The sequence below is a fragment of the Paenibacillus xylanexedens genome (assembly GCF_017874615.1).
In the GTDB taxonomy this organism is placed as follows: domain Bacteria; phylum Bacillota; class Bacilli; order Paenibacillales; family Paenibacillaceae; genus Paenibacillus; species Paenibacillus xylanexedens.
This window is the reverse complement of the sequence record NZ_JAGIKV010000044.1, coordinates 1-23,142: the sequence shown is the minus strand read 5'-3', so window position 1 is coordinate 23,142 and position 23,142 is coordinate 1. Positions and strand designations below refer to the sequence as shown.

The following is a 23,142-nucleotide window of genomic DNA, read 5'->3' as shown; positions in this document are numbered from 1 at the left end:
GAACGCCCAGCCCATATGGACGCACATAGGGAGGATAACGGAATGGGCAAGGACAAAGTGAGAATTGGCATCATCGGTGCTGGACGGATCGGCAAAATTCATGCAGACAATCTCCTGCGTAACCCGCATGCCGAGATTGTGGGAATCAGTGACTTATTTGCAGGTCCTGAATTGGAGGCTTGGGCCTCCAGTCGTGGCATCCCTGTTGTAACAACGAACAGCAGCGAGTTGATCTCGATGCCTAATGTAGACGCGGTGCTGATCTGTTCTTCAACAGATACACATGTGCCGCTGATCGAACAGGCCGCCCAGGCGGGCAAACATATCTTCTGCGAGAAGCCGGTCAGCATGGATCTGACACAGACCCAAGCGGCTGTAGCGGCAGTTCAGAAGGCTGGCGTGAAGCTACAAATTGGATTTAACCGCCGCTTCGATCACAACTTCAGACGGATACGTACGCATGTGCAGGATGGTACGATTGGTGATCCACATATTATCAAAATTACGTCTCGCGACCCGAGTCCACCGCCTGCGGAGTATATCCGGGTGTCTGGCGGGATCTTCATGGACATGATGATCCACGATTTTGACATGGCCCGTTATCTGTCCGGGAGTGAAGTGGAAGAAGTGTACGCTCAGGGCAACGTGCTGATCAATCCGGTTTTTGCGGAACATGGTGACGTGGATACAGCGATTGTAACGATGACTTTTGCCAATGGAGCGATTGGTGTTATTGATAACAGCCGTCAGGCAGTATACGGATACGATCAGCGTGTTGAAGTATTTGGCTCGAAGGGCAGCGCCGCAGCGGCGAATGATCATCCAAATACGGCTGAGATCAGTACAGCGGCCGGGCTTATGCGCGACAAACCGTTACACTTTTTCCTGGAACGCTACAATGAAGCATATGTACAGGAGACAGCCCTCTTTATCGATGCAATCATTCATGATACACCGGTTATCGTTGATGGCCACGATGCAGTACAGGCAGAACGAATTGCACTGGCAGCAAAAATGTCCATGGAGCGGGGAAGACCTGTGAAGCTGAGTGAAGTCCCTGGGGTGTCACTGGAATCGCAAACGGCAACGCCATAGGTGGATGATTAAAGTCACTTTTTTCTAATAGAGCGCAAGAATGGTCCAAGTTTTTGTTTTTTATAAGTATCAGGTTGTTGTGAACGAATACAGAAAGGAGTGGATGGCAAGATGTCAGAACGTATTGTGAAACCCGTGGTGAACCCGGAGGGAGACGGTACACTTATAAACGTAACACCGGAGTCGGCGGGGTGGGAATATGTTGGCTTTCAGGTAGCGAAGCTGGCGAAGGGGGAGACGCTAACCCGTGAGAGCGGTGATCAGGAACTCTGTGTGGTGCTTCTCAGTGGTTTCGCCAATGTAAGTACCCGGGAGCACACATGGGATAATATCGGAAAAAGAATGAGTGTTTTCGAGAAAATTCCGCCGTATTCGGTCTACGTCTCAACTTCCGATCAAGTGCAGATCACAGCACGTACCGAACTGGAAATCGCTATATGTGTTGCACCCGGTAAAGGCACGTACCCGGCTCGTCTCATTGCACCCGAAGATGTAGGGGTAGAGGCACGAGGATATGGCAATCTGGAACGCCAGATTCACAACATTTTGCCGGAACAAAAAGAAGCGGACAGTCTGCTCGTTGTTGAGGTATTCACGCCAGATGGGCATTGGTCCAGTTACCCGCCACATAAGCATGATCGGGACGCTCTCCCGGATGAATCTTTGCTGGAAGAAACGTATTACTTCCGTGTGCAGCCTGAGCAGGGGTTTGCCATTCAGCGCATATACACGGATGATCGTTCTGTGGATGAGACGCTAGCAGTGAAGAACGGAGAAGTGGTGCTTGTTCCGGACGGTTATCATCCGGTAGGTGCTCCTCCAGGGTATGAGGTCTACTATCTGAACGTGATGGCCGGCCCTACTCGGACATGGAAATTCCATAACGACCCTGACCATGAGTGGTTGATGAAAAAGTAAAACAATTCCTGCTACGCACATTGTGCTGGCTTCAAGTTGCGTATGCAGACTTCCCCCTGCATAATGAGAAGAAGAGAACAATTATCTATGTATAAGGAAATTTATATATAGCACAAATGGGGAAAAAACAATGAAAGCAACCATATACGATATAGCACGCGAGGCGGGTGTATCCATTGCAACCGTCTCGCAGGTCATTAATGGCAAAGGCAAGATCAGTGAGAAGCGGCGCGCCGAGATTATGGAGATCATGGAACGCCTTCACTATCAACCCAGCGCGATCGCAGCTGCACTTACAGGTAAACAGACGTATACATTGGGGCTGCTCGTACCGGACATCTCAAACCCGTATTTCGCAGAACTCGCAAGAGCCGTGGAGGATCGAAGCCGTCAATTGGGTTACAGCGTGGTCATCTGCAGTACGGATAATAAGGACGAGCGGGTAGAGCGTTACCTGAATCTGCTCCAGCAAAAAAGGGTCGATGGCATGATGATCGGAACCGGGATCGATAATGCCGAAATTTTGTCACCCCTCTTGCAACAGTCGATACCTATTGCTCTGATTGCCCGTCATATGCCATCGCTGTCGGTACATACGGTCACTATCGACGACATACTCGGCGGAGCACTCGCAGCCGAGCATCTGCTTGAACTTGGGCACACCCGTCTAGCGGTATTGTCGGAACCGTCCAAAGTCAGCAGCAGTCAGGAACGTGTACGTGGATTCCGTGAAACCCTGATTAAGGCTGGCTATACGCTGGAACCAAATCAGATCCGAGAATCGGCAGCTGACCTGAGCTCGGCCAAAAAAGAGGCGCTATTGCTGCTCGGTGAGAAGGATCACCCGACAGGTTTGTTCTGTTGTAATGACATTCAGGCCATCGGTGCACTTCAGGCAGCCAAAGAGCTGGGCCTACGCGTGCCAGAGGATGTGTCGATCATCGGATTTGATAATACCATTCTGGCTTCGGTAACCAGTCCACCGCTTACGACCGTTGCCCAGCCAATTGAAGAACTGGGACATCGCGCTGTAGATCTGTTGATTGAAGAATTAAAGGATGAACAAAAAGAGCCACAGAAGATTGTGCTGAAACCTGAGCTGGTTATCCGAGAATCAGCAGGCCGTGTATTGGGCTGAAAACAATTAGGTTTCTGATGTAACCTGATCAGTTGTGAGGCCAAGTCTACGTGTGTCATATTCATGGCTCGGGATAAGTGTTATCGTCTTACCTCGTTCTGAATAGGTAATAAACAATATAACAAATTAAATAAACAAGCCGCGTTCACCCTATGGGAGAACGCGGCTTGTTTATTTAAATCTTTAATTTTTAGTGTAGCCCAAAACGTATCGTAATTGAGAGACCAGAGATAAGAAATGACATTGGAACAGAAGGAGTGAGATGTTATACTAGAATATATCAATAATTACCAATTTATATGTTTTTGTTTAGGTATAGAGAGGGGATTAGGATGAGTAGACAAATCAAGATGATTATGGGTATCGTCATAATTATTGTTTTTTTAGCTATTGCAGTGCGTATGTATACCTCTGGTCAATACACTATGTTTATCCCTAGCAAACATACGACGTTTCGAGCAGAGGTCACAGATCATATGACGATGCTGGATACATTGGATCGACTGACGATTAGGAAAATTTCCGACAATGAACCGTATAATGAAGATGATGAAATAACGATTAAAGACCCCAAAGAGATTAGAGATATGCTGAAGCTATTAAAGGATGTTGATCTTAAAAGAGTAGGGGAATTCGACGTTTCCGAAAGGAATCCGCACTACTATGAGTGGCGACTTACCATTAATAAAGAAGGTCGCTTTACCGATGGATTTGGACTGACGTTTTATAATGAAAAGTCCATCTCAATCTACAGCGAGGCAAAAACGAGAGACAAATTTGAGGATTACGAGATTACCAATGAGTTTAATCTGAATGAGATGGACCGCCTTTTTGAAAAGATGAAGGAGGAGCAGACATGACCAAGACCAACTATCATGTACGTGCGATTGAGGAACAGGATATCCCCTTTCTATGGGAGATGTTATACGCATCCCTGCATAGAAGAGAAGGTGATGAACCTCTTCCAATCGAAAGTATTCATACTCCCGGACTGTCCAAATACGTTGAAGATTGGGGAAGAGAAGGGGATTTCGGGTATGTTGCAGTTGACCAGCAAGGCAAGAGATTAGGTTCAATAACGTTAAGATTCTATACGGACCAGAATGCGGGATACGGTTATGTGAATGCAGCTACGCCAGAGATGGGGATGGCTGTAACGGAAGATGCACGTGGAAAAGGAGTAGGTACCTTACTGCTTCAGACCGCAGTAGATGAGGTTGAACGGCGGGGAATTGCAGCAGTCTCGCTCAGTGTTGACCCGGATAACCAAGCGATTCGCTTATATAGGCGGTTAGGATTCGTGGAGGAGTGCCTGAATGGTACATCGGTAACGATGGTGCGTCTAAGTAAACTTGAATCTTAAATGATAAGCGGGCGGATCATTGGCAAGGCTGAGTAAGCCAAGTGGAACTGCAAAAGAAAAGGCGCTTCCTCATGGGGAACGCCTCTTTCTGTGTGCCATGTACAGCATCGGTATCTCTCTTATTATACTTAGTCCGTATCACTTTAATATTATTTCAACAAAAATGCCAAAGCCTCGTCATACGTTTCCCATTGGAATTCAGTCTGGTGCGCCGACTCTTTGGAGATCCGATTCAATTGCATTTTGGCGATCGCACCACCTACGGCTACACTAGCTCGCTTCATCCCCCACTGTGTCAGTAGTTTCTGGTGTTCCACAATTTTTTCTTTGGTGTCTTGAGGGAAAGCCTTCATGTTCCGCATATCTACTAGCACATCAAATGAATTCCCCAATTGTTCAGCTATTCTCTGAATTTCTGTATTCGTTTGTTCGACATGTTCAGGAGAAACAATACCTTCCCAGATAATTTCAATAATAGGTTTAGTTGAATCCAAACGTCTAACAGACATGTAGGCAACTCCTCGATAATAAAATAATATGTAATATATGAGACTATAAGCCTATTAATTATACCTTTTTATAGCGAGAATGAAAACTGAATTCACAATAACATGGTTCTTATGGACTACTTTTTCCTAGAGAAGTTAAATTCAGGGATTCTTATCATATCGTCATGGGGAGGAAGGTTGAATAGCTAAAAGCCGCCCAGAGTATGAACTCCAGACGGCTTCTACAACTGTGACACGATAAAGTTAAGATAACTACGTAAGCTAGAATCCGATCTTCAAACTGTTACCTTCCGTCGCTACACCCTTGGAAAGGGAAATGCTCAGCTTTTGTTCTGCCGAGAAACCAAGTGTTTCCCCATCATGCAGTGTGACGTCGTTCTCAACCACATACGTTGTGGTCATGAACATCATCTCAAATACATCGCTTAAGGATTCCGACGATTGCATAATCTCCATCTCTTCTTTACCAAAGTTACGTAGTCCGTAAGTGTAAGCTGAAGCGCCTTTGGCATTTTGGAATAATCCGATGAAAATCCAGAGCGAGACTGGCAACTCATCATGTTTGATCCCACGGCTGGTTTCGACATACTGACTGGCTTCAACAACAAGTGGGGCCATGTATATGGCAAGCGCGTGATCCAACTGTAATAAGGCACTCGCTGTTTGAGTGAACAGAACATGTCCCTCAATTGCATTTGTTGCGTTCAGAACAGAGACAATAATCTGAGACTGGTGCCGTGAGGTAACTTGTTCCGCTTCTCGCCAAAGGATGTTTAACTTGGCATTCTCCTCAACTTCACGGTCAGGCACAGGCGCAGCAATGTGAGCACATACCACCTGCATCCCCTTCACTTCGAAAAAGAGATTGCCCTCCTCTGGGCGTTCTTCAATCTCGATATCCCATTCGTTCTTCATGTTCCTGATGAAGAGGTCAAAATCACAATCGTCACGCTCCAGCAGGACAAAACCCACGATGGTTTCATTGTAATTCGTCGATTCGACAGAACCACCTGCAGGTACCTTCTCCTTTTTGCGCCGCCGAAGCTTGTCAAACAATCCCATGACATGTTCTCCTTCCGATCCCAGATTGATTCTGGTCATTGTACACTGCTATCTATTCACTACCTTACCATAAAGGAGTTAACATGAATCGAAGCAATGCACCATTCGACAGAAATTACAGGAACAGAACTAGCAACAACGCAATGATCGCAGGCAAACCTTGTTTGATAATGATCGAACGTGAAGAAGTTGCTCCTCCATAAAGAGCCGCAATAATCACACACGCCAGGAAGAAAATCTGAATATGCTGTCCAACGGCAGCATCCGGATATACGAGTCCCCAGATCAGACCTGCCGCAAGAAATCCATTGTAAAGACCTTGATTGGCCGCGAGAGATTTGGTGGATTTGGCGAATTCCGGCGTGAGATTAAAGGTTTTCATTGTGCGTGGACGAGTCCACATAAACATCTCCATCACCATGATATAGAAGTGTTCGACAGCTACAAGAGCTACAAAAATGATACTAATCAATGGAAACACCTTGCTTTCTGATATGTAATTTATTTACTTGTCCATCCTAGTATAAATGTTTGTAATAAGAACGGAAAGAGCAAATTTAATTTGTAACAATTTAATTGCGCATTATTTAAAGTTCTTATCATTTTCCAGTTGAGTTATGATGTTGAATTTTAAAAAATGGTTACAAAGGTAAGCATACGCCGATTGTCGACAATCCATTCATTGGGTAATAATGAACAATAAAGAAGTGATTGCTCAGGAAAGGGAGGAGATTACTATGGGAACGGTTCAATTCGTCATGTTGGCCGATGATCCATCCACATTTGTGACCCGAGTTGTACCTTTTATCGACATTGAGCTTGCAGGAATTCCGGGTGACCGTCATTATGGTCTGCTTCGTCCGGCGGACTCACGTCAGAAAATCTACAAGCGTGGCACACCGATTGCGAATCGCCGCCAGATCAGTATTGTGTCTGAGGAAGAATGTGCTCTTATTGCTGAGAAAATGAACATTCCTGAAGTGCGTCCAGAGTGGCTTGGTGCCAATATACTGGTCCGTGGCATTGATCGATTGACGGAACTGCCTGCTGGAACGCGGCTCCTATTTCCAAACGGGACAGGGTTAATATGCGAAGGAGAGAACCTTCCCTGTGTACATCCGGGAAAAATGATTGAACAATTCTACGAACAGGACGGTTTGCGCAAAAAATTCGTGCCTGCGGCGCGCAAAAAACGTGGGATTGTGTGCTCGGTTGAACGGGAGGGTGTAATCCATACGGGGGATACCATCGAAGTCATTCGCCTGTCCTGATTTTCAGGACAGGTTTCTAATTGATCAGCCCTCGGCGCTCACCATGCGGATGTCTAGAGTGTAAGTATTCCTCTGGTGTACTGCTCATCTCACATTATTTAGGTTCTCTGAACAACAATGCCCGAACAGCAAAACGGGGTAAAATGAGTTGCCTGCGCCATCTCGAAGGTTGACTGAGGAGGCGATAGAGCCATTCCAGGTTAAGCTTCTGCCATATCGCAGGGGCACGTTTGGTTTTGCCAGCCACGATATCGAGACTGCCTCCAACACCTATGGCTACACGAGCGTTCAACTGGTGGCGATACTTGTTAATCCAGTGTTCCGCATGGGGTGCGCCAAGAGCCACGATAAGAAAGTCTGGTTGAGCAGTACAAATCTCTTCCACAATCTGTTGTTCCTCATCTGCCTGGAAATAACCATGGTGTCTACCTTTTACGATAACTCCGGGGTAGTGTTGCGCAATAACTTTCACGGCCTCTTCACTGACACTTTCTTCTGCTCCCAGCATGTAGAATGACCAGTGTTTTTGATCGCCTTCCTCTAATAAACGAAACAGCAGATCACAACCGGTTACCCGTTCAGTCAATTGTCCGCCCCGAAAACGGGATACCATCACAATGCCAGCACCGTCAGCCGTGACCAACCCGGCTTGATCGACGACTTTGCGAAGAGAGGCATTCTTTTGACAGGACATAACAATCTCGGGATTGCCTGTGATGACATGGAACAGTTCATTGCTTTCCTGATCTACAACTTCACCAAGGATTGCAACCGTTTGATTCATCGTTACATTGGGAAAAGGGATGCCCATAATATTGGTTGATTGGCTCATATCTCATTTCCTTTCTAAATTAGTTGCATCACCTTGAACAGACCTGTTATTTCATTCCAGTTTAGTATATCTGATCTTCTGAGAAAGCACTATATGGGCGCAATCCGTTTGGATCATGGTATAACATTCCCGAAAACATAAAGAGTTTATATTTTACCTGTTGTCGCGTTTTTACAATACGGCCTTTGGGGTATAACGATAGGATAGGAGTGCGAGCTTGGTAGATCGCGTGTCCAATACATAAAGGGAGTGAGTCCATGGAACTGAAATATGAATTCTATATCAATGCAGGACTGGAAGAGGTGTGGAATGCTCTAATATCACCAGATGGCACACGGAATAGTTTTTTCGGCAGCGAACTTCGCACCAATTTCCAACCAGGTCAGCCGTTTGCTTATGTAGGGCCAGGTAATGATGGTGCAGAGACTGTCCATGTGTATGGAGATATATTGGAATTTGAACCATTGTCCAGACTTAGTTATCAGGAGCATCCCGGACCGTCGTACCATGCGAATCATGCCGAGCTTCAATCCAGAGTGGTCTTCAAGTTGGAAACTGTAGGTGAGTGTACGAAGCTGACACTGATTAATGATCAATTTACAGATAACCATCCTTCCTTTGCGAATGCACAGAGTAGCTGGTGGATGATTCTAAGCAGTATCAAAACTTGGGTGGAGACGGGGAAAACGCTGAATTTTGGCTGGTAGTTAGCTGGCAAGAGGCAGTCATTTAAGATTTATTTTCATAAAAAATAAAGGCATTTAATATAAGAGTCAGTGCTGATTCAGCGCTGGTTCTTGTTTTTATACAAAATTAAGACCATTGCTCTACATTTAATGTCTGATAATGTCGAAATATATATCATATGAGCTAAGAGGAGAAATGAGCATGTTTCGTAAACGCACCGAATCGACCAAACACCTTCGTACAGATACTCATCAGAAATTATTGGAGTATAGTCGTAAACTGGTAGCAAACGCAGAAAAGGGCGACTATGACGCATGGATCGAAGATGGCATTGAGTTTCAGGATACCGATGAAATAGCTAGTAATATCAAAAAAGCAGTACATATGATGAAAGCTCAAAACGAAGACGTGGAAATGCGCCTTAGAATGCTGAATCAGGCGATGAATGTGGGATTATGGGAATCTGAAATTGTTGCTGGTGATCCACTGGATAACAATAATATCATCACATTTTCGAATGAATTCCGCCAAATGTTAGGATTCCATAATGCCAAGGATTATCCCGATTCATTTGCAAGCTGGGCCAAATCGATATATCCGGATGACAGACCCCAACTGGTGCAGGAGATTATGCAACATGTGAATGACACAAGAGCAACAACTGCCTATAACGTCATCAGCCGTATGATTACCAAAAGTGGAGAGACTCGCTGGTTCCGATGCCTTGGACAAGTCATCCGAAATCAGGCTGGAGTTCCGGTCAAACTTCTGGGCATCATGTTTGATATTCATGAGGAGAAGAGCAAGTCTGATGAGCTGGAAGCACTCGTCACCCGATATGATCTGGTTAACCGCGCCTTGGTGGAGGCACCGTGGGATATGACCGTTGTGGCTGGAGATGTGGTTAATCCAAATAACGAATTTTGGTGGTCACCCCAGTTCCGTAAAGAATTAGGGTTTAAAGACGAGCAGGATTTCCCAAATGTGTTCAGCAGCTGGAGCGGCCGACTTCATCCGGAAGACCATGATCGGACGATCAACGAATTTGCCAGACATATGAACGATTACAGTGGTCGTACACCGTACGATCTGGATTATCGTCTGCAGCGCAAAGACGGGGAGTATCGTTGGTATCACGCGGGTGGAGAGACCATTAGGGATCAGGATGGAGTACCGCTCCGTGTAGCTGGAACCATTCGAGATGTCACCCATGAGAAGAATAAGGAACAGATCGTGGAAGCCATGAATCTGAAAACAAAACAATTGTCGGAGTCCATTGGCGAGATGGTACGTGGAATCAACTCGATTACCGATCAGGCACAGGACCTAGTCACTGCACAGGAGTTATCTGCCGATGCAGCTATTCAAGTGAAAAGCAGTGCAGATGATACGAAGAATATCACCGTGTTTATTCGAGAGATTGCGAGTCAGACCAATCTGCTCGGGTTGAATGCAGCCATTGAAGCCGCGCGAGCGGGAGAGCTGGGACTGGGATTTGGCGTCGTTGCAGGTGAAGTGCGGAAACTGGCTGATCACAGTTCGGAGGCCACAGTAAATATCGAAGATAGCATGCAGAAGATGAAAACACTGATTGATCAGATTCTTGAGCACATCGGTAATATGTCCACGTTAACGCAAAATCAAGCTGCTCTGACACAACAGGTGAATGCTTCAATGGATGAGATCAACACCATGTCGCAGGATCTGGTTAATTACTCGCGGAATCTATAATCTCGAAGCCGTTTGTTGTAACATCACGATCATTGGCAACAACATCAACAAAAAACCACCGGGAAGCAATTCTGCTCCCGGTGGTTTTTTGTATTTCTATTTCTATTTTATAGCTAAGATGTATAGCTACAGTTTCAGCTATTGAATTATACTTGTTGAACTTTGATCAGGTTCGTATTACCGGATTGACCGATTGGAACACCGGCGGACAATACAATGATGTCACCTTTTTCGATGTAACCTGTTTTGATTGCGTTACGAGTAGCAGACTCGAACATTTCATCCGTAGTGGTTACTTTGTCGCCCATAACCGGAATGACACCGGAGAGCAGGCAGATTTTCGCCAATACTTCTTCATGTTGTGTAACTGCGATGATTGGCGCTTTTGGACGATATTTGGAGATCATGCGCGCTGTGAATCCACTCTCAGTCGAAGTGATGATTGCTTTTGCATTCAGTACGAGGGAAGAACTTACAGCACCCTGACTGATAACTTCAGTAATATCAGCGATCTGTTGAGCCGATTTTTGTGCGAATTGCTCTTTGTAATCAATCATCGTTTCAGCACGGCGAGCAACAGCAGCCATCGTGCGCACGGATTGTACCGGATATTTACCAGCAGCCGATTCACCAGACAACATTACAACGTCTGCACCTTGAAGTACAGCGTTCGCCACGTCACTTACCTCGGAACGAGTAGGACGAGGGTTCACTTGCATGGACTCCAGCATGTGTGTAGCTACGATAACTGGTTTACCAGCGCGGTTACATTTATCGATCATTTCTTTTTGCATCATTGGCACGTCTTCGATTGGTACTTCAACCCCGAGATCTCCACGAGCTACCATGATACCGTCAGAAGCCAAGATGATGTCGTCCAGATTAGTCATACCTTCTTGATTCTCGATTTTCGAGATGATCTGTACGTGCTCTACACCGCGTTCTTTCAGAATGCTGCGGATTTCACGGATGTCGTCGCCTTTACGAACAAAGGATGCTGCAATAATTTCGATATCGTTTTCGATCCCGAATCCGATGTGCATAACGTCACGCTCAGTTACACCTGGCAATGTCGTTTTAATTCCTGGCAAGTTAACCCCTTTGCGTGGTTTCAGAATGCCGCCACTGATAATTTTACAATGGATATCGGAACCTTCCACAGACAGTACAGTCAGATCCACAAGACCGTCATCGATGAGGATACGATCGCCAGGTTTCACAACGAGGTTCAGTTCTGGATAGTTTACCGAGATACGCTCAGCGTCACCGAGAATTTCTTCAGTAGTCAGGATCAGCTCTTTACCGGCTTGCAGGTGGCAGGATGCTTCTTTCAGTTTGCCGATACGTACTTCCGGCCCTTTGATGTCCATCATGATAGGTATATACGTGTTCAGTTCGGAAGCTGCTTTGCGGATATTGTTAATCCGTGTCACGTGATCTTCCAGTTCACCATGAGCCATGTTCAGACGGGCAACGGTCATACCTTCCTGAATCATTACTTTCAACAATTCGATTGAGTCACAAGCAGGTCCCATGGTGCAAATGATTTTTGTTTTTAACATGCTAATTTCCTCCTCATATTTAAGCTTATATGTGTATTGTAGCGTTTTCTGTCGAATCAGGGTATGAACTATAGTACAATGATTAGAGTATAGTCCGATAATGAGGTGTGTTATGGTCACTCCACTTGAAGTACGACATATTAATGGTGTCGGTTGGTACGAAGAAGCTGTGCAATCTCAAGAAACTTGGCGGCTTAGCTTGGTTACTTATGGAAAATGTGTATATTGGGTGAACGGTGATAAACAGATCATGGAAAAGGGTGAATTGCTCCTCATTCCAGGTGGTACCCCATATTACGGCAAGAGTATTCCTACAGTAACGCACACACAGATTGTGATTCAACTGCAACGCGACCATACGGAAACTCTGCCTGCACTGGAACGGTATGAGGCTTTGCGGCATAAACCTGGATGTTACGAACTGATCCATCAACGCATGAGCGCTATTTATCAACAATGGCAGGAGCGTCCGTCTTATTATGTCATGATGAGCCAAGCCTTATTGATGGAAGTGTTGATTTATATGAACAGGGAGCTTGATCGTGGAGTTATCCCGCCGGAGAGGCATATTCATGTTGAACGGATGAAGCGATATATTGAGCGGCATTATCGGGAGAAAGTGACGAAGGAAGAACTCGGGGACGAGATCAATAAAACTCCCAATTATGCTGCCGCATTATTCAAAAGCATGACAAATCAGACCATCAGTCAATATGTCCATGATCAACGGATGAAACGAGCCATATATCTGCTCACTGAGTCACAACTCTCCATCCAGGAAATTGCCGAATTTCTCGGCTACCGGGATCTGTCTTATTTTTACCGCATATTCAAACGTATAACCGGAAGTCCACCGTCTGACCTTCTTCATGAACGGCCACCTATAGCATGAAACGCGTAGTCCAACCCAAATAAAGTTCTTCTATATAAGTAGGTTTAATTAAATGAGTACAAAAAAAGAGGGCCTATGCCCTCTTTTGCTGTATAGCAGGATCATCATCCCACCTGTTACATATATAAATGCCGTTATACATGACTGCTTGTGTTAGAAGCTGTGAGTGGCTGCTTGCTTTTTTTTCGTGCTTGCCCAAGACGAAGAGCAGAGACATGTACAGTCCAATACGCGGCCTCAGCAAACAAAATGCCTCCAGCAATGTCCAGCAAGGAATGCTGTTTTACAAACACCGTTGAAGCAATAATCAACCACAGCCATACCGACCAAGAAATCCGTGCCAAAGGCTTAAAGTTCAAGTGTCTGTTAATCACAATAAACAGCAAATAGCTGGTCAGAACGTGAACACTTGGGAAACAGTTGAAGGGCGCATCATTGGTATAGATAAACTGCACTAACACGCTGCTCAGATCAGTTCCGCCGATCTCTGGGCGCGGGACATGGGTAGGGAACACCGCAAAACAGACATTGGCAGCCATGACACCAACATTATAGGTAATCAACGTACGCCAGAATAGCGACTTGTTCGTCAGACCCAAATAGAGAAATCCAAGATACAGAATGGGCATCCAGCTAATGTACGGATAAATAAATTCTTTAAGAAAAGGAATCTGTGTGTCAATCCAAGCATAATTGTAGAAGACATCACTTCCGGTGTTACTGCCTAGAAATACGTAAATGGAGCCTTGGAGCGGTATGCACAGAATAGCCAGTAAATGCCCCCAGCGCTGAAAGAATGCTTTCATAGTATCCCCCTGATTTCATTATGCATTGTGAAACTATCGTTATGGGTACTTCATAGATATATGACGCTGAAGAGTCGCCACACCCCTGCAACTTTGAACTCTTGTAATACTATAATGGACAGATAAAGGTATAAGCCATACCTGATTTTAGGGGAAAAGAAGTTAGGATAAGTCTCTTTTTTGTTACTTTTATAGTTTTATCCATAATAGGGATATTCAATATACGGATGATGTGATACAACAATATTGGCATATAAGTTCTTATGACAACGGGAAAAATAAATGAAACGAGGTAGGCAAATGTATGATTAATGCGCAATCCAAGCCAAAACATTCCTTTTCCGAGCGCAAACCTGTGCTCACCGTTGTAATTATTGAGCTGCTTCTCCTGTTAGCCGTATTTGCAGCAGGGGCCATTGCAACGATAAAACAACTGGACTACACTTCCCCTGTACTCATTTCCTTTACACCCATCGCCATTGTTCTGATGATCTATTTGACGTTAAGACGCAAGTGGGGAGAGACTGGCTTCCGATCTTTGCGAAGTATCCCGGCTGGCCACGCAAAGTATTATATTCCACTACTCCTTGTACTGGGTACACTAGCCCTGAAAGGATTTGGGGAGCTTAGCTTGTCACGCGTAGCCTTTTTCGTTTTCTTCACCTTGCTCGTGGCTTTTGTTGAGGAAACGATCTACCGAGGGCTTATTTTCAAAATATTGCTTCGAAAAAGTGCAGTGGCCGCAGTTGTGACCTCCAGCATCTTGTTTTCGATTACACATCTGTTGAACGCATTGTCTGGTCAGCATATGACAGATACGATCATGCAATTGATATATGCGCTGCTTCTGGGAGCTGCACTGGCGTTATTGATGCTGAAGAACGGAAATATCGTACCGCTTATTTTGTTTCATTTCATACATAATCTGATTCAATTTCTAGGGAATGACCTGGAGGACACAGGTACACTGCCTTACGATCTGTTTATACTGGCAGTACTGATTGCTTACTGTGCATGGTTAGTGTGGAGCATTCGAACAAATTCGTCTATTCCATCCAAAGGGAGTGAGCAAGCGAATACGGTTGTTCATTAAGGGTATTGCGGGTATTGCTTGAAAGTAGTTATCATACAGTTTCCCGTCAGCAGTTGGATCATGGTATACTTCAGTCTGGCGGGAAGACAGATATGTTCATGATACGAGGTCTGCCTATCCGTACATTAGATTCAGACAGTAGGTGATATTGTGGAGAAGACAGCACAAGGCGTAGCAGAATGGATGGTTCAGGAGATTAAATTCACAGGAACACTTCATCAGGAAGCTGCCATAGAATATGTGAAGACCCATTTTGGCGAAGAGTTTGTTTTTGTTAACGAGAACGGCAATACATCATTGTCCAAAGAAGTGAAGAAGGCTTTCCGGAAGCTTCATCGTGGGCAGATCGCCTGGGATCGGGATGCATTTATGTGGGCATGGACATAGTGTGTTATACTGGAGTAAGAAGATTCATTGGTTGTGTTGGATATGCATGTCAGAATATTATATAAAAAATGTATAAGATGGATTAGATCTGCATATCCTTTCATAAGACCGTACATAAGCGGCCACACACATAAGTGTGATAAACCCTGTCCCCGCGCGTGTTAATAACATGTATTTCCAAAGCTGTTTGAAAAGAAAATACAAAGATTTGCTTTTTTGCTGAATTGGAGTTATAATAAAAACAAGTTGTAGAGAGTGGAAAACCTAATTCATATATTGTAAAGGGCGATCACTTATAGGTTTATGACTGGTACCTTTTTCAATGTGTGAATTTTTATTTGCTTGCTGCAAAGAACAAAGGAACATGTTAATTTTTATTTGGAGGTGTAATTCACATGCAAAACGGAACAGTAAAATGGTTCAACGCTGATAAAGGCTTCGGTTTCATCGAAGTTGAAGGCGGAGAAGATGTATTCGTACACTTCAGCGCTATTACAGGCGACGGCTTCAAAACTCTGGACGAAGGTCAACGCGTACAATTTAAAATTGTACAAGGAAACCGTGGTCCTCAAGCAGAAGAAGTTGTAAAACTGTAATTAAAGCATAGCTGCCTTTAACATGTTAAAATGGTAAAGGCAGCTTCTTTTTTTTGATCAGTTATATAAAAGTCGACCCATTAGTTGTCGAGGCAGGAGTCCGGTGGGACGTGAAACTTCCGCTAAGTGTAGGCTTCTGTGAAATAACGTCGGTTAGATGTTTTTCCATAACAAAGGGGGTAGAAGTCATGTATAATCGCAAAAAACCGTTGGAAGAGATTCCACAAGCTGATGCGGCAATCTGGGAATGTACGAGTGATACGTGCAAAGGATGGATGCGGGACAATTTTGCGTTTGATAACGTACCTACTTGTCCGATATGTGCTTCTGAGATGGTCAGCACGACTAGGATGCTACCATTGCTTGAGAATTCGAATAGTAATCTGAAAACGATGCCTAAAGGAAATCGGATTTAACATAGCTTACCCGCCTCTAACGAGGTGTTTTTTTTTAAGATCAAACAGACACCCTGTGCGAAGGTAAGGGTATTAAATATGAAGTTCCCGGCATTCGTTTTAGCGAATGCCTTTTTTTGTATCATTTTTTAACAGTAAATATAGTGTAATTGACGTGAATCGTATGAAAAAGATAAAGACCCCTTTTGCTATAAGCAAAAAGGGTCTTTGTTATGACTACAATTTTACCACGATCAGATTGGAATTTAGATGAACAAGAATGGCAGTAGAAACAATGTTGCTACCAGAGCCAGATCGATTCCTGCTCCATAGCCGTAACCCCCACCGTATCCTCCGTATCCATATCGACCGTAGGCCGAAGATTTAACTTTTTCTGTTGCAACAGCGTTTTTCTTGCTGCTTTTTACCAGCTGCTGTTTGGATTTGACTGAACACAGCCGTGGTCCCTCGAAACACCCGTTCAAATAAATTTTGCCATCACGACATTGACTAAGCGTACCATACATATGCTTACCGTCGTTCATAACGAGACAAACGGAACGTCCAACGTGCGGAGAAACCGTTTCTTCACATACCCGATTAATTCTGTACATGCAAATCCTCCTCATTAGATGCGGTTGCCGCTTGATTTCAACGGTTTGTATATCATAGTAAAAAGAAGAGCATTTGGTATGGACGAGTACCCGGAAAATCGAATGGGGAGGAGCCGTTTTTGAATCTACTCCATACACTGGGAGAAGTGAGGAGGGGATGTTGCGTGGATTATCATGACATGCTGGCTCGGTTAGGGGAGGGAAGTGCCCATCCTGGAGGATTTTTGGCAACGCTGAAGTTGCTGGATAGCTTATCTCTGCCTGTGGGTAGTCATATCCTTGAGATAGGGTGTGGCACTGGGAGGACTGCGTGTTACTTGGCTAAAAGTGGATATCAGGTAACAGCGATTGATCTTCATCGTAATATGCTGGATAAGGCAGTTCGGCGAGCGAGACAAGAACGGGTGGATGTTCGATTTATTCAGGCTGATGTAGCAGCGTTGCCTTTTCCGGAAAATCATTTTGATGTGGTGTTCGTGGAGTCGGTTACGATCTTCACCCCATGGCGGAGTGCACTTGCTGAATATAGAAGAGTGTTGAAGCCCGCTGGACTTTTGGTGGATCGGGAGATGGTTCTGTCAGGCAGTAAGACCGAATTAATGAGCCGCAGATTAAAGCAATTTTACGGTATACGAACCCTGGCAACGGCCACAGCATGGAGAAAACGCCTTAAACAGTGTGGTTTCACCAAGGTAGAGGTCAAAGAACATTCGCGATCTATGGGAAAATGGGGCGTTGATCATGATCCGCATCGCGAGATGGATATGAATTGGTTTGAGGATGAACGTATGCAGCGTATGAGTCTTACCAATGATCGTTTGCTCGCGAAATACGGCAAAAAGTTGGGATATGCTGTTTTTGCGGCAAGGGCACCGTTGGAGGTCAAAAAGGAAAAATAGGAAAAAGACAACTCACACAATCGTGTGGGTTGCCTTTGGTTTGTTCTGACAGAACGTACTACAGCATATCGTTGTCGATAATCCGCCAGTGGTGTTTGAGCAGGGCTTCCAGTTGGTTCTTATCTTTGGCTCGAAAAGCACTTAAAATTTGACGATGCTCTTCATTAACTTCGATTAGTACCTCAGATAGCTTTGGTTTATTATCACTAACATACGACTGCCGGATGAAACTGTTCTTCAATGTGTTTAACATCTCAATGACTGTGGCATTACCACATCGCTGGATGTACAGATTATGGAACTGATATTGGTTCTTGTTGTAGGTAGCAAGATCAAGCTGGCTGATATCTTCGTCCATTCGAAGAACCAGAGTTTCCATCTCCAGTAGTTCGGATGGTCTGAGGTGGTCTGCTGCAAGTGTGGCAGCAAGTGCCTCCAGCACACCGATCGCTTGGGAGAACTCCAGTTTTTTGCCTGCATCAAAAGGAGTGACAATAAATCCCCTGCGTGGGATGTATTGCAGCAGATTGTCTGAAGCCAGCTGGAAAAGGGCCTCCCGAGTAGGTGTGCGACTGATGTCCAGTTTTTTGCATATCTCGGCCTCGTTGATCTTCTGGTTGGGAAGCAAGGTTCCGTCCTGGATCTTCTGGGCAATGTAATCGTATACGTGATCTTTCAAGGACCGGTATTTGGGTACCTCCATACCGAATCCTCCTTTCTATGTATAGTGAATAAATAGATGGGTGTGAGGCCGTACTGTACGCGCCGTTCAGGAGTTTCAAGTTTTTATCATCTTAACACCGAGGGAGAAGTTGGGCAAGCAAACTTCATGTTTCAGCCGATGTAAATGCCGTGTTATATATAGTACATTTTATGGAATTAGAGCGTATAAATGTTTAAATAATGATTGTGATATACCGGATTATTTGTTAGTATTACTTACATATAAGTCCATATATTGTCTTATGTATATTGTATACAAATTATTATGCTACTCATTCAAAAAAGAATAGGGGTATGCTGTGTGAAAAAAGTGCTTTTGCCAATGATGCTGTTGTTAGTGGTTGTATTCATGTCTGCATGTGGGCAGGAAAAAACGACAGGAACCGGATCAGACTCTAATTCGTCTTCGGGAAGTAGTCCTGCGGAAAAGGAAGTAATTGTACTTGGAACCAGTGCGGACTATGCACCCTATGAATTTCATAAGAAAATCGATGGTAAAGATACTATCGTAGGTTTTGACATCGAGATTGCCAAAGCAATTGCGGCTGATCTGGGAGCCGAGTTGAAGATTGAGGATATGGACTTTGATGGCCTTCTTATGGCCCTTGGTACAGATAAGGTTGATTTCGTAATATCAGGCTTAACCCCTACCGAGGAACGAGAGAAGAACGTTGATTTTACGGATATCTACTATTATGCAGAGCAGGCTGTACTTGTTAGAGATGGGGAAGGTACGGCATTAAAGTCTGTGAATGATCTATCAGGCAAGCAGGTTGGTGTGCAAAAGAGTTCCATTCAGGAGGGGATCGCTCAGGAAATAGAGGGAGCAAAGCTGACTTCTCTGGCTAAAATACCTGAGCTGATTTTGGAGTTGCAGACGGGGCGCGTAGACGCACTCATCCTGGAGAAGCCAGTGGCTGAACAGTATGTGAAGAACCAAGAGGGGCTTGTTGTTGCGGGTGTAGAGATTGAACAGGCTGAAGACGAGGGTGGTTCGGCCATCGCGGTGAAGAAGGGTAATCAGAAGCTGCTGGATCAGATCAACACTACATTGGAAAAGCTCAAAACGAATGGAGATATTGAACGGTTCGTCGTTGAAGCCAATGAGATGCTCGGTGAATAAACCGGACGAGTGAGGGATATGCCGTGAATTTAGATTTTTCCTTTCTAGTAGAACATTGGCAGGATTATGCACGAAGTGCGTGGGTCACGCTTGAACTTTCTTTCTTCGGTGTATTGTTTGGTACGTTGCTGGGTGTGATCATGGCATTAATGCGATTATCCCGAATATGGCCAATTAAATTTGTGGCATCGGCGTATATTGAACTCATTCGAGGAACACCGATGCTTGTACAGATTCTTATTATTCATTATGGTCTGACGGTTGTGGGTGTGAACTTGCCGGCATTTATGTCGGGGGTGGTAGCTCTGACGATGAATAGCTCCGCTTATATGGCGGAGGTGTTCAGGGCCGGGATTCAAGCGATTGATAAAGGACAGACCGAAGCTTCGCGCTCCCTTGGTATGACAAATGGTATGACACTTCGTTATATTATACTGCCGCAGGCTTTTCGTAACATGCTTCCAGCCATCGGCAATGAATTCATTATTATCATTAAAGATTCTTCGCTTGTCTCCATGATCGGCATAGCCGAGATTATATACACGGCTAGAACGATTCAGGGTGTTACGTTCCAGCCGCTTGCTCCGCTGCTTGTTGCCGCCGGCCTCTATTTTATAATCACATTTACACTGGCTAATTTACTCTCTTGGTTGGAACGTAGACTGTCTGCTTCTCGATAACTAGTGATAAAGGATTGGATTCGAGAAAGGCTTGGAGTAGGCTGGAGTGGAAAAAGAGAGATGTAGTCGTAAATGGGGATGGCATCGCATACATTGTTATTGTATTTTGTATACAATATTTTGGAAAGGTGTTGGGTGTGTATGTCAGATTCCAAAATGTTAATTGATTGGTCGGAGCGTTATGCTGCACCTAATTATCATCCGCTCCCTATTGTTATTGAACAGGCGGAAGGGGTGTGGGTGGAAGACCCTGAAGGCCGCCGTTATATGGATATGTTAAGTGCATACTCTGCATTGAATCATGGTCATAGACATCCTGTGATCATACAGGCGCTCAAGGATCAGGCAGATCAGGTTACGCTGACATCACGGGCATTCCACAGCAGCTCAGCTTCTCTTTTTTATCAGAAACTCTCACAATTCACGGGGAAATCGAAGATTCTCGCCATGAATACAGGAGCGGAAGCGGTGGAGACTGCGGTGAAGGCGGTACGTAGATGGGCTTATCGTTGCAAAGGTGTACCTGAGAATCAAGCTGAAATCATCGTATGCTCTGGTAATTTTCATGGAAGAACGCTAACGGTAACTTCCTTTTCTTCTTCAGCGGAGTATAAAAAAGATTTTGGGCCGTTCACACCTGGATTCCGGATTATTCCCTATGGAGACATCGAAGCACTGAAGCAGGCCATTACACCAAATACGGCTGGTTTTCTTGTAGAGCCTATTCAGGGCGAAGCTGGAATCGTAATCCCGCCTGATGGATATTTGGCTGAAGCTTTTGCTCTGTGTAAGAGCCAGCAGGTGTTGACTGTATCTGATGAGATCCAGACCGGATTTGGAAGAACAGGTCGCCGTTTTGCCTCCGACTGGGAAGGGGTTGAACCGGACATTTGGATTATGGGCAAAGCACTGGGGGGAGGAGTAATGCCAATCTCGGCTATTGCTGCTGATGCGGAGATACTTGATTTGTTTGAGCCGGGGTCTCATGGTTCTACGTTTGGGGGTAACCCACTCGCTTGCGCCGTAGCTATAGCAGCTCTGGAAGTTCTTGAAGATGAGAAGCTTGCCGAGCGATCGGAGCGTCTGGGGAACTATTTTATGAAAAGACTTCGAGATATTCGCAGTTCAGCCATACGGGATATTCGGGGGAAAGGCTTATTTATTGGTGTTGAACTGCATGAACCAGCCCGTCCTTATTGTGAGCGATTGATGTCTACTGGACTGCTCTGTAAAGAAACCCATGAGACAACCATTCGATTTGCCCCACCACTGACGATTAAAGAGTCCGAGATTGACTGGGCACTGGAGAGAATTGAGCAGGTATTGATCAACAATGAGGGAGCTGACCTACATGAAAAATGATGATGATGTCCATGGTGGAATAAAAGATACTTCTATTGATACAAGTCAAACATCTGTGCGACGTAATATTGCTATCATTAAGGTTCCTTTTGGACTCGGTGGAGCAAGAGGTGGAGCAGAGTTGGGGCCGGATGAATTGATCACAGCTGGACTGAAGCGGGAGATTGCGAGTCTTGGGCTAGTGCTTTCCAAAGAAGTGCGGGTAGATTGTCCTTCTGAACCTGCTGCCCCTATTGAGCGAAATCGTGTAAAACATTTAAATGAGGTACGTCAGGTCAGTCAGAAGGTGTGTAGTGAAGTATCAGGCGCAGTAGAGGAGGGTGCTTTCCCACTTGTGCTTGGGGGAGATCATAGTGTAGCGATTGGTACATTTGCCGGGCTAACAGCGCACTATTCGAATTTGGGTGTGATCTGGTTTGATGCGCATGCAGACTTGAATACGGAAGAACGCAGCTTGTCCGGTAATATGCATGGGATGAGTGTGGCTGCATCTTTGGGGCATACTGCATTCAATCTGTCGCACATTGCTGGGGCAGGTGCGTTTATTGATCCGTCCAACTTGGTCTATATTGGTCTGCGTGATCTGGATGAGTATGAGAAAGAGCAGATTAAGGGACTGGGAATCCGAGCATTTACGATGCATGATATTGACCGGATGGGAATAAAGCAAGTTATTGAGCAAGCAATAGCTACAGCGGGAAAAGGGACAGATGGTATTCATGTCAGCTTCGACATGGATTGTCTGGATCCGCGGGAAGCTCCGGGTGTGGGCACCCCAGTACCTGGTGGTCTGAATTACCGAGAGGCACATTATGCATTGGAGATACTTGCTTCCACAAATCAAGTTACGTCAATGGAACTGGTTGAGGTGAATCCGTTGTTTGACCACAATAGACATACGGCAAGGCTTGGTGTGGAACTGATCGCTTCGTTACTTGGTAAGCGCATATTGTAAGCACTGAGAAGTGAAGCGGAGTATGTAGGCTGTGCCTAAGGAATATACTTTCTTATTTATTATAGAAGGAAAGAAAACTGAGATCTCCGAAAACTAGGGTTAGTCACAATCAATTGTTCACTGCAATCGCAGTGGAAGTGGCTTCCCTGGTTATGTTTAATGGATAAGTATATTAGAAGCGCAGTAATGAGGATGCTGAGAGTTATTTCTATAATACAGGAGTGTCAGATTACATATTGTGCTGATGATGTGGATTGATTATCATTATTGAAAAAAGACTTGCAATTGAAATCTGTACATGATATATTCTAATTCCGGCCAAGAAAACACGGTTTACACGGTGCGGCAAGCGAATGAAATAAGCTTCGAAAGAAACTTAAAAAAAGAGCTTGCAAAGTTGGTTCGGACATGATATTATATAAGAGTTGCTGAAGAGAACAACATTCGGT

At 44.9% G+C, this 23,142-nt stretch carries 26 protein-coding genes; 18 read left to right on the top strand and 8 right to left on the bottom strand.

Annotated elements, in window-relative coordinates; translation table 11 throughout:
• Window positions 1-42: 42 nt before the first annotated feature.
• From iolG to J2Z28_RS30500, 5 genes are all read left to right on the top strand, one after another.
• Complete coding sequence (gene iolG, locus J2Z28_RS30520) at window positions 43-1,095, top strand: inositol 2-dehydrogenase (RefSeq protein WP_211085718.1); 1,053 nt, start codon at window positions 43-45, stop codon at window positions 1,093-1,095.
• A 111-nt stretch (window positions 1,096-1,206) separates the two neighbouring features.
• The gene (gene iolB / locus J2Z28_RS30515) at window positions 1,207-2,013 is read left to right on the top strand and encodes a 5-deoxy-glucuronate isomerase (RefSeq protein WP_211085717.1); all 807 of its coding nucleotides are present in this window, start codon (window positions 1,207-1,209) and stop codon (window positions 2,011-2,013) included.
• A 130-nt stretch (window positions 2,014-2,143) separates the two neighbouring features.
• Window positions 2,144-3,151: a LacI family DNA-binding transcriptional regulator gene (locus J2Z28_RS30510; RefSeq protein WP_211085716.1), complete on the top strand. Its 1,008-nt coding sequence runs from the start codon at window positions 2,144-2,146 to the stop codon at window positions 3,149-3,151.
• A 332-nt stretch (window positions 3,152-3,483) separates the two neighbouring features.
• Window positions 3,484-4,011: a hypothetical protein gene (locus J2Z28_RS30505; RefSeq protein WP_211085715.1), complete on the top strand. Its 528-nt coding sequence runs from the start codon at window positions 3,484-3,486 to the stop codon at window positions 4,009-4,011.
• The gene (locus J2Z28_RS30500) at window positions 4,008-4,514 is read left to right on the top strand and encodes a GNAT family N-acetyltransferase (RefSeq protein WP_211085714.1); all 507 of its coding nucleotides are present in this window, start codon (window positions 4,008-4,010) and stop codon (window positions 4,512-4,514) included. The genes J2Z28_RS30505 and J2Z28_RS30500 overlap by 4 nt, the downstream gene beginning before the upstream one ends.
• A gap of 149 nt (window positions 4,515-4,663) precedes the next feature.
• Here the strand turns inward: J2Z28_RS30500 and J2Z28_RS30495 are convergent, their stop codons facing one another.
• The 3 genes from J2Z28_RS30495 to J2Z28_RS30485 form a co-directional block, all read right to left on the bottom strand.
• Window positions 4,664-5,023, bottom strand: a complete 360-nt coding sequence (locus tag J2Z28_RS30495) for a hypothetical protein (RefSeq protein WP_036607981.1) — start codon at window positions 5,021-5,023, stop codon at window positions 4,664-4,666.
• 261 nt (window positions 5,024-5,284) lie between these two features.
• Window positions 5,285-6,124 (bottom strand): DUF4261 domain-containing protein, encoded by an 840-nt coding sequence (locus tag J2Z28_RS30490; RefSeq protein WP_211085713.1) that lies wholly within the window; start codon window positions 6,122-6,124, stop codon window positions 5,285-5,287.
• Window positions 6,125-6,200: 76 nt separating this feature from the next.
• Complete coding sequence (locus J2Z28_RS30485; protein WP_036608019.1) at window positions 6,201-6,557, bottom strand: DUF1304 domain-containing protein; 357 nt, start codon at window positions 6,555-6,557, stop codon at window positions 6,201-6,203.
• A 265-nt stretch (window positions 6,558-6,822) separates the two neighbouring features.
• Between J2Z28_RS30485 and J2Z28_RS30480 the strand changes: the two genes are divergently transcribed.
• Window positions 6,823-7,356, top strand: coding sequence for an MOSC domain-containing protein (locus J2Z28_RS30480; protein ID WP_036671934.1), 534 nt, complete (start codon window positions 6,823-6,825; stop codon window positions 7,354-7,356).
• A gap of 94 nt (window positions 7,357-7,450) precedes the next feature.
• Here J2Z28_RS30480 and J2Z28_RS30475 read toward each other — a convergent pair whose 3' ends face one another.
• A complete protein-coding gene (locus J2Z28_RS30475; RefSeq protein WP_211085712.1) occupies window positions 7,451-8,188 on the bottom strand; it encodes a WecB/TagA/CpsF family glycosyltransferase in 738 nt (245 codons plus the stop codon).
• Window positions 8,189-8,445: 257 nt separating this feature from the next.
• Between J2Z28_RS30475 and J2Z28_RS30470 the strand changes: the two genes are divergently transcribed.
• A complete protein-coding gene (locus J2Z28_RS30470; protein ID WP_211085711.1) occupies window positions 8,446-8,895 on the top strand; it encodes an SRPBCC family protein in 450 nt (149 codons plus the stop codon).
• A gap of 181 nt (window positions 8,896-9,076) precedes the next feature.
• Window positions 9,077-10,606, top strand: a complete 1,530-nt coding sequence (locus tag J2Z28_RS30465; protein WP_211085710.1) for a methyl-accepting chemotaxis protein — start codon at window positions 9,077-9,079, stop codon at window positions 10,604-10,606.
• Window positions 10,607-10,752: 146 nt separating this feature from the next.
• On the opposite strand, the gene pyk is transcribed toward J2Z28_RS30465, so the two are convergent.
• Window positions 10,753-12,168, bottom strand: coding sequence for a pyruvate kinase (gene pyk, locus J2Z28_RS30460; protein WP_074093123.1), 1,416 nt, complete (start codon window positions 12,166-12,168; stop codon window positions 10,753-10,755).
• A gap of 112 nt (window positions 12,169-12,280) precedes the next feature.
• On the opposite strand from pyk, the gene J2Z28_RS30455 reads away from it, so the two are divergent.
• Window positions 12,281-13,060 carry a helix-turn-helix transcriptional regulator gene (locus tag J2Z28_RS30455; RefSeq protein WP_211085709.1) on the top strand — a complete coding sequence of 260 codons (780 nt, stop codon included), beginning with the start codon at window positions 12,281-12,283 and terminating at the stop codon, window positions 13,058-13,060.
• A gap of 134 nt (window positions 13,061-13,194) precedes the next feature.
• Here the strand turns inward: J2Z28_RS30455 and J2Z28_RS30450 are convergent, their stop codons facing one another.
• Window positions 13,195-13,866 (bottom strand): phosphatase PAP2 family protein, encoded by a 672-nt coding sequence (locus J2Z28_RS30450; RefSeq protein ID WP_211085708.1) that lies wholly within the window; start codon window positions 13,864-13,866, stop codon window positions 13,195-13,197.
• Window positions 13,867-14,170: 304 nt separating this feature from the next.
• Between J2Z28_RS30450 and J2Z28_RS30445 the strand changes: the two genes are divergently transcribed.
• The 4 genes from J2Z28_RS30445 to J2Z28_RS30430 all read left to right on the top strand — a co-directional run bounded on the left by J2Z28_RS30445 (window position 14,171) and on the right by J2Z28_RS30430 (window position 16,358).
• Window positions 14,171-14,959, top strand: coding sequence for a CPBP family intramembrane glutamic endopeptidase (locus tag J2Z28_RS30445; protein ID WP_211085707.1), 789 nt, complete (start codon window positions 14,171-14,173; stop codon window positions 14,957-14,959).
• Window positions 14,960-15,109: 150 nt separating this feature from the next.
• The gene (locus J2Z28_RS30440; protein ID WP_036607962.1) at window positions 15,110-15,346 is read left to right on the top strand and encodes a DUF6953 family protein; all 237 of its coding nucleotides are present in this window, start codon (window positions 15,110-15,112) and stop codon (window positions 15,344-15,346) included.
• A gap of 395 nt (window positions 15,347-15,741) precedes the next feature.
• Complete coding sequence (locus J2Z28_RS30435) at window positions 15,742-15,942, top strand: cold-shock protein (protein ID WP_017691122.1); 201 nt, start codon at window positions 15,742-15,744, stop codon at window positions 15,940-15,942.
• 188 nt (window positions 15,943-16,130) lie between these two features.
• Window positions 16,131-16,358, top strand: coding sequence for a cold-shock protein (locus J2Z28_RS30430; RefSeq protein WP_017691121.1), 228 nt, complete (start codon window positions 16,131-16,133; stop codon window positions 16,356-16,358).
• A gap of 245 nt (window positions 16,359-16,603) precedes the next feature.
• Here the strand turns inward: J2Z28_RS30430 and J2Z28_RS30425 are convergent, their stop codons facing one another.
• Window positions 16,604-16,951: a hypothetical protein gene (locus J2Z28_RS30425; RefSeq protein WP_211085706.1), complete on the bottom strand. Its 348-nt coding sequence runs from the start codon at window positions 16,949-16,951 to the stop codon at window positions 16,604-16,606.
• A 164-nt stretch (window positions 16,952-17,115) separates the two neighbouring features.
• Here J2Z28_RS30425 and J2Z28_RS30420 point away from each other — a divergent pair, with 164 nt between their 5' ends.
• Window positions 17,116-17,850: a class I SAM-dependent methyltransferase gene (locus tag J2Z28_RS30420; RefSeq protein ID WP_211085705.1), complete on the top strand. Its 735-nt coding sequence runs from the start codon at window positions 17,116-17,118 to the stop codon at window positions 17,848-17,850.
• A gap of 58 nt (window positions 17,851-17,908) precedes the next feature.
• On the opposite strand, the gene J2Z28_RS30415 is transcribed toward J2Z28_RS30420, so the two are convergent.
• Complete coding sequence (locus tag J2Z28_RS30415; protein ID WP_211085704.1) at window positions 17,909-18,553, bottom strand: GntR family transcriptional regulator; 645 nt, start codon at window positions 18,551-18,553, stop codon at window positions 17,909-17,911.
• Window positions 18,554-18,874: 321 nt separating this feature from the next.
• Here J2Z28_RS30415 and J2Z28_RS30410 point away from each other — a divergent pair, with 321 nt between their 5' ends.
• The 4 genes from J2Z28_RS30410 (at window position 18,875) to rocF (ending at window position 22,693) form a co-directional block, all read left to right on the top strand.
• Complete coding sequence (locus J2Z28_RS30410; protein WP_211085703.1) at window positions 18,875-19,696, top strand: transporter substrate-binding domain-containing protein; 822 nt, start codon at window positions 18,875-18,877, stop codon at window positions 19,694-19,696.
• Window positions 19,697-19,719: 23 nt separating this feature from the next.
• Window positions 19,720-20,376, top strand: a complete 657-nt coding sequence (locus J2Z28_RS30405) for an amino acid ABC transporter permease (RefSeq protein WP_211085702.1) — start codon at window positions 19,720-19,722, stop codon at window positions 20,374-20,376.
• Between the two features lie 141 nt (window positions 20,377-20,517).
• The gene (locus J2Z28_RS30400) at window positions 20,518-21,738 is read left to right on the top strand and encodes an ornithine--oxo-acid transaminase (RefSeq protein WP_211085701.1); all 1,221 of its coding nucleotides are present in this window, start codon (window positions 20,518-20,520) and stop codon (window positions 21,736-21,738) included.
• A complete protein-coding gene (rocF, locus tag J2Z28_RS30395) occupies window positions 21,728-22,693 on the top strand; it encodes an arginase (protein ID WP_211085700.1) in 966 nt (321 codons plus the stop codon). The genes J2Z28_RS30400 and rocF overlap by 11 nt, the downstream gene beginning before the upstream one ends.
• Window positions 22,694-23,142: the final 449 nt, after the last annotated feature.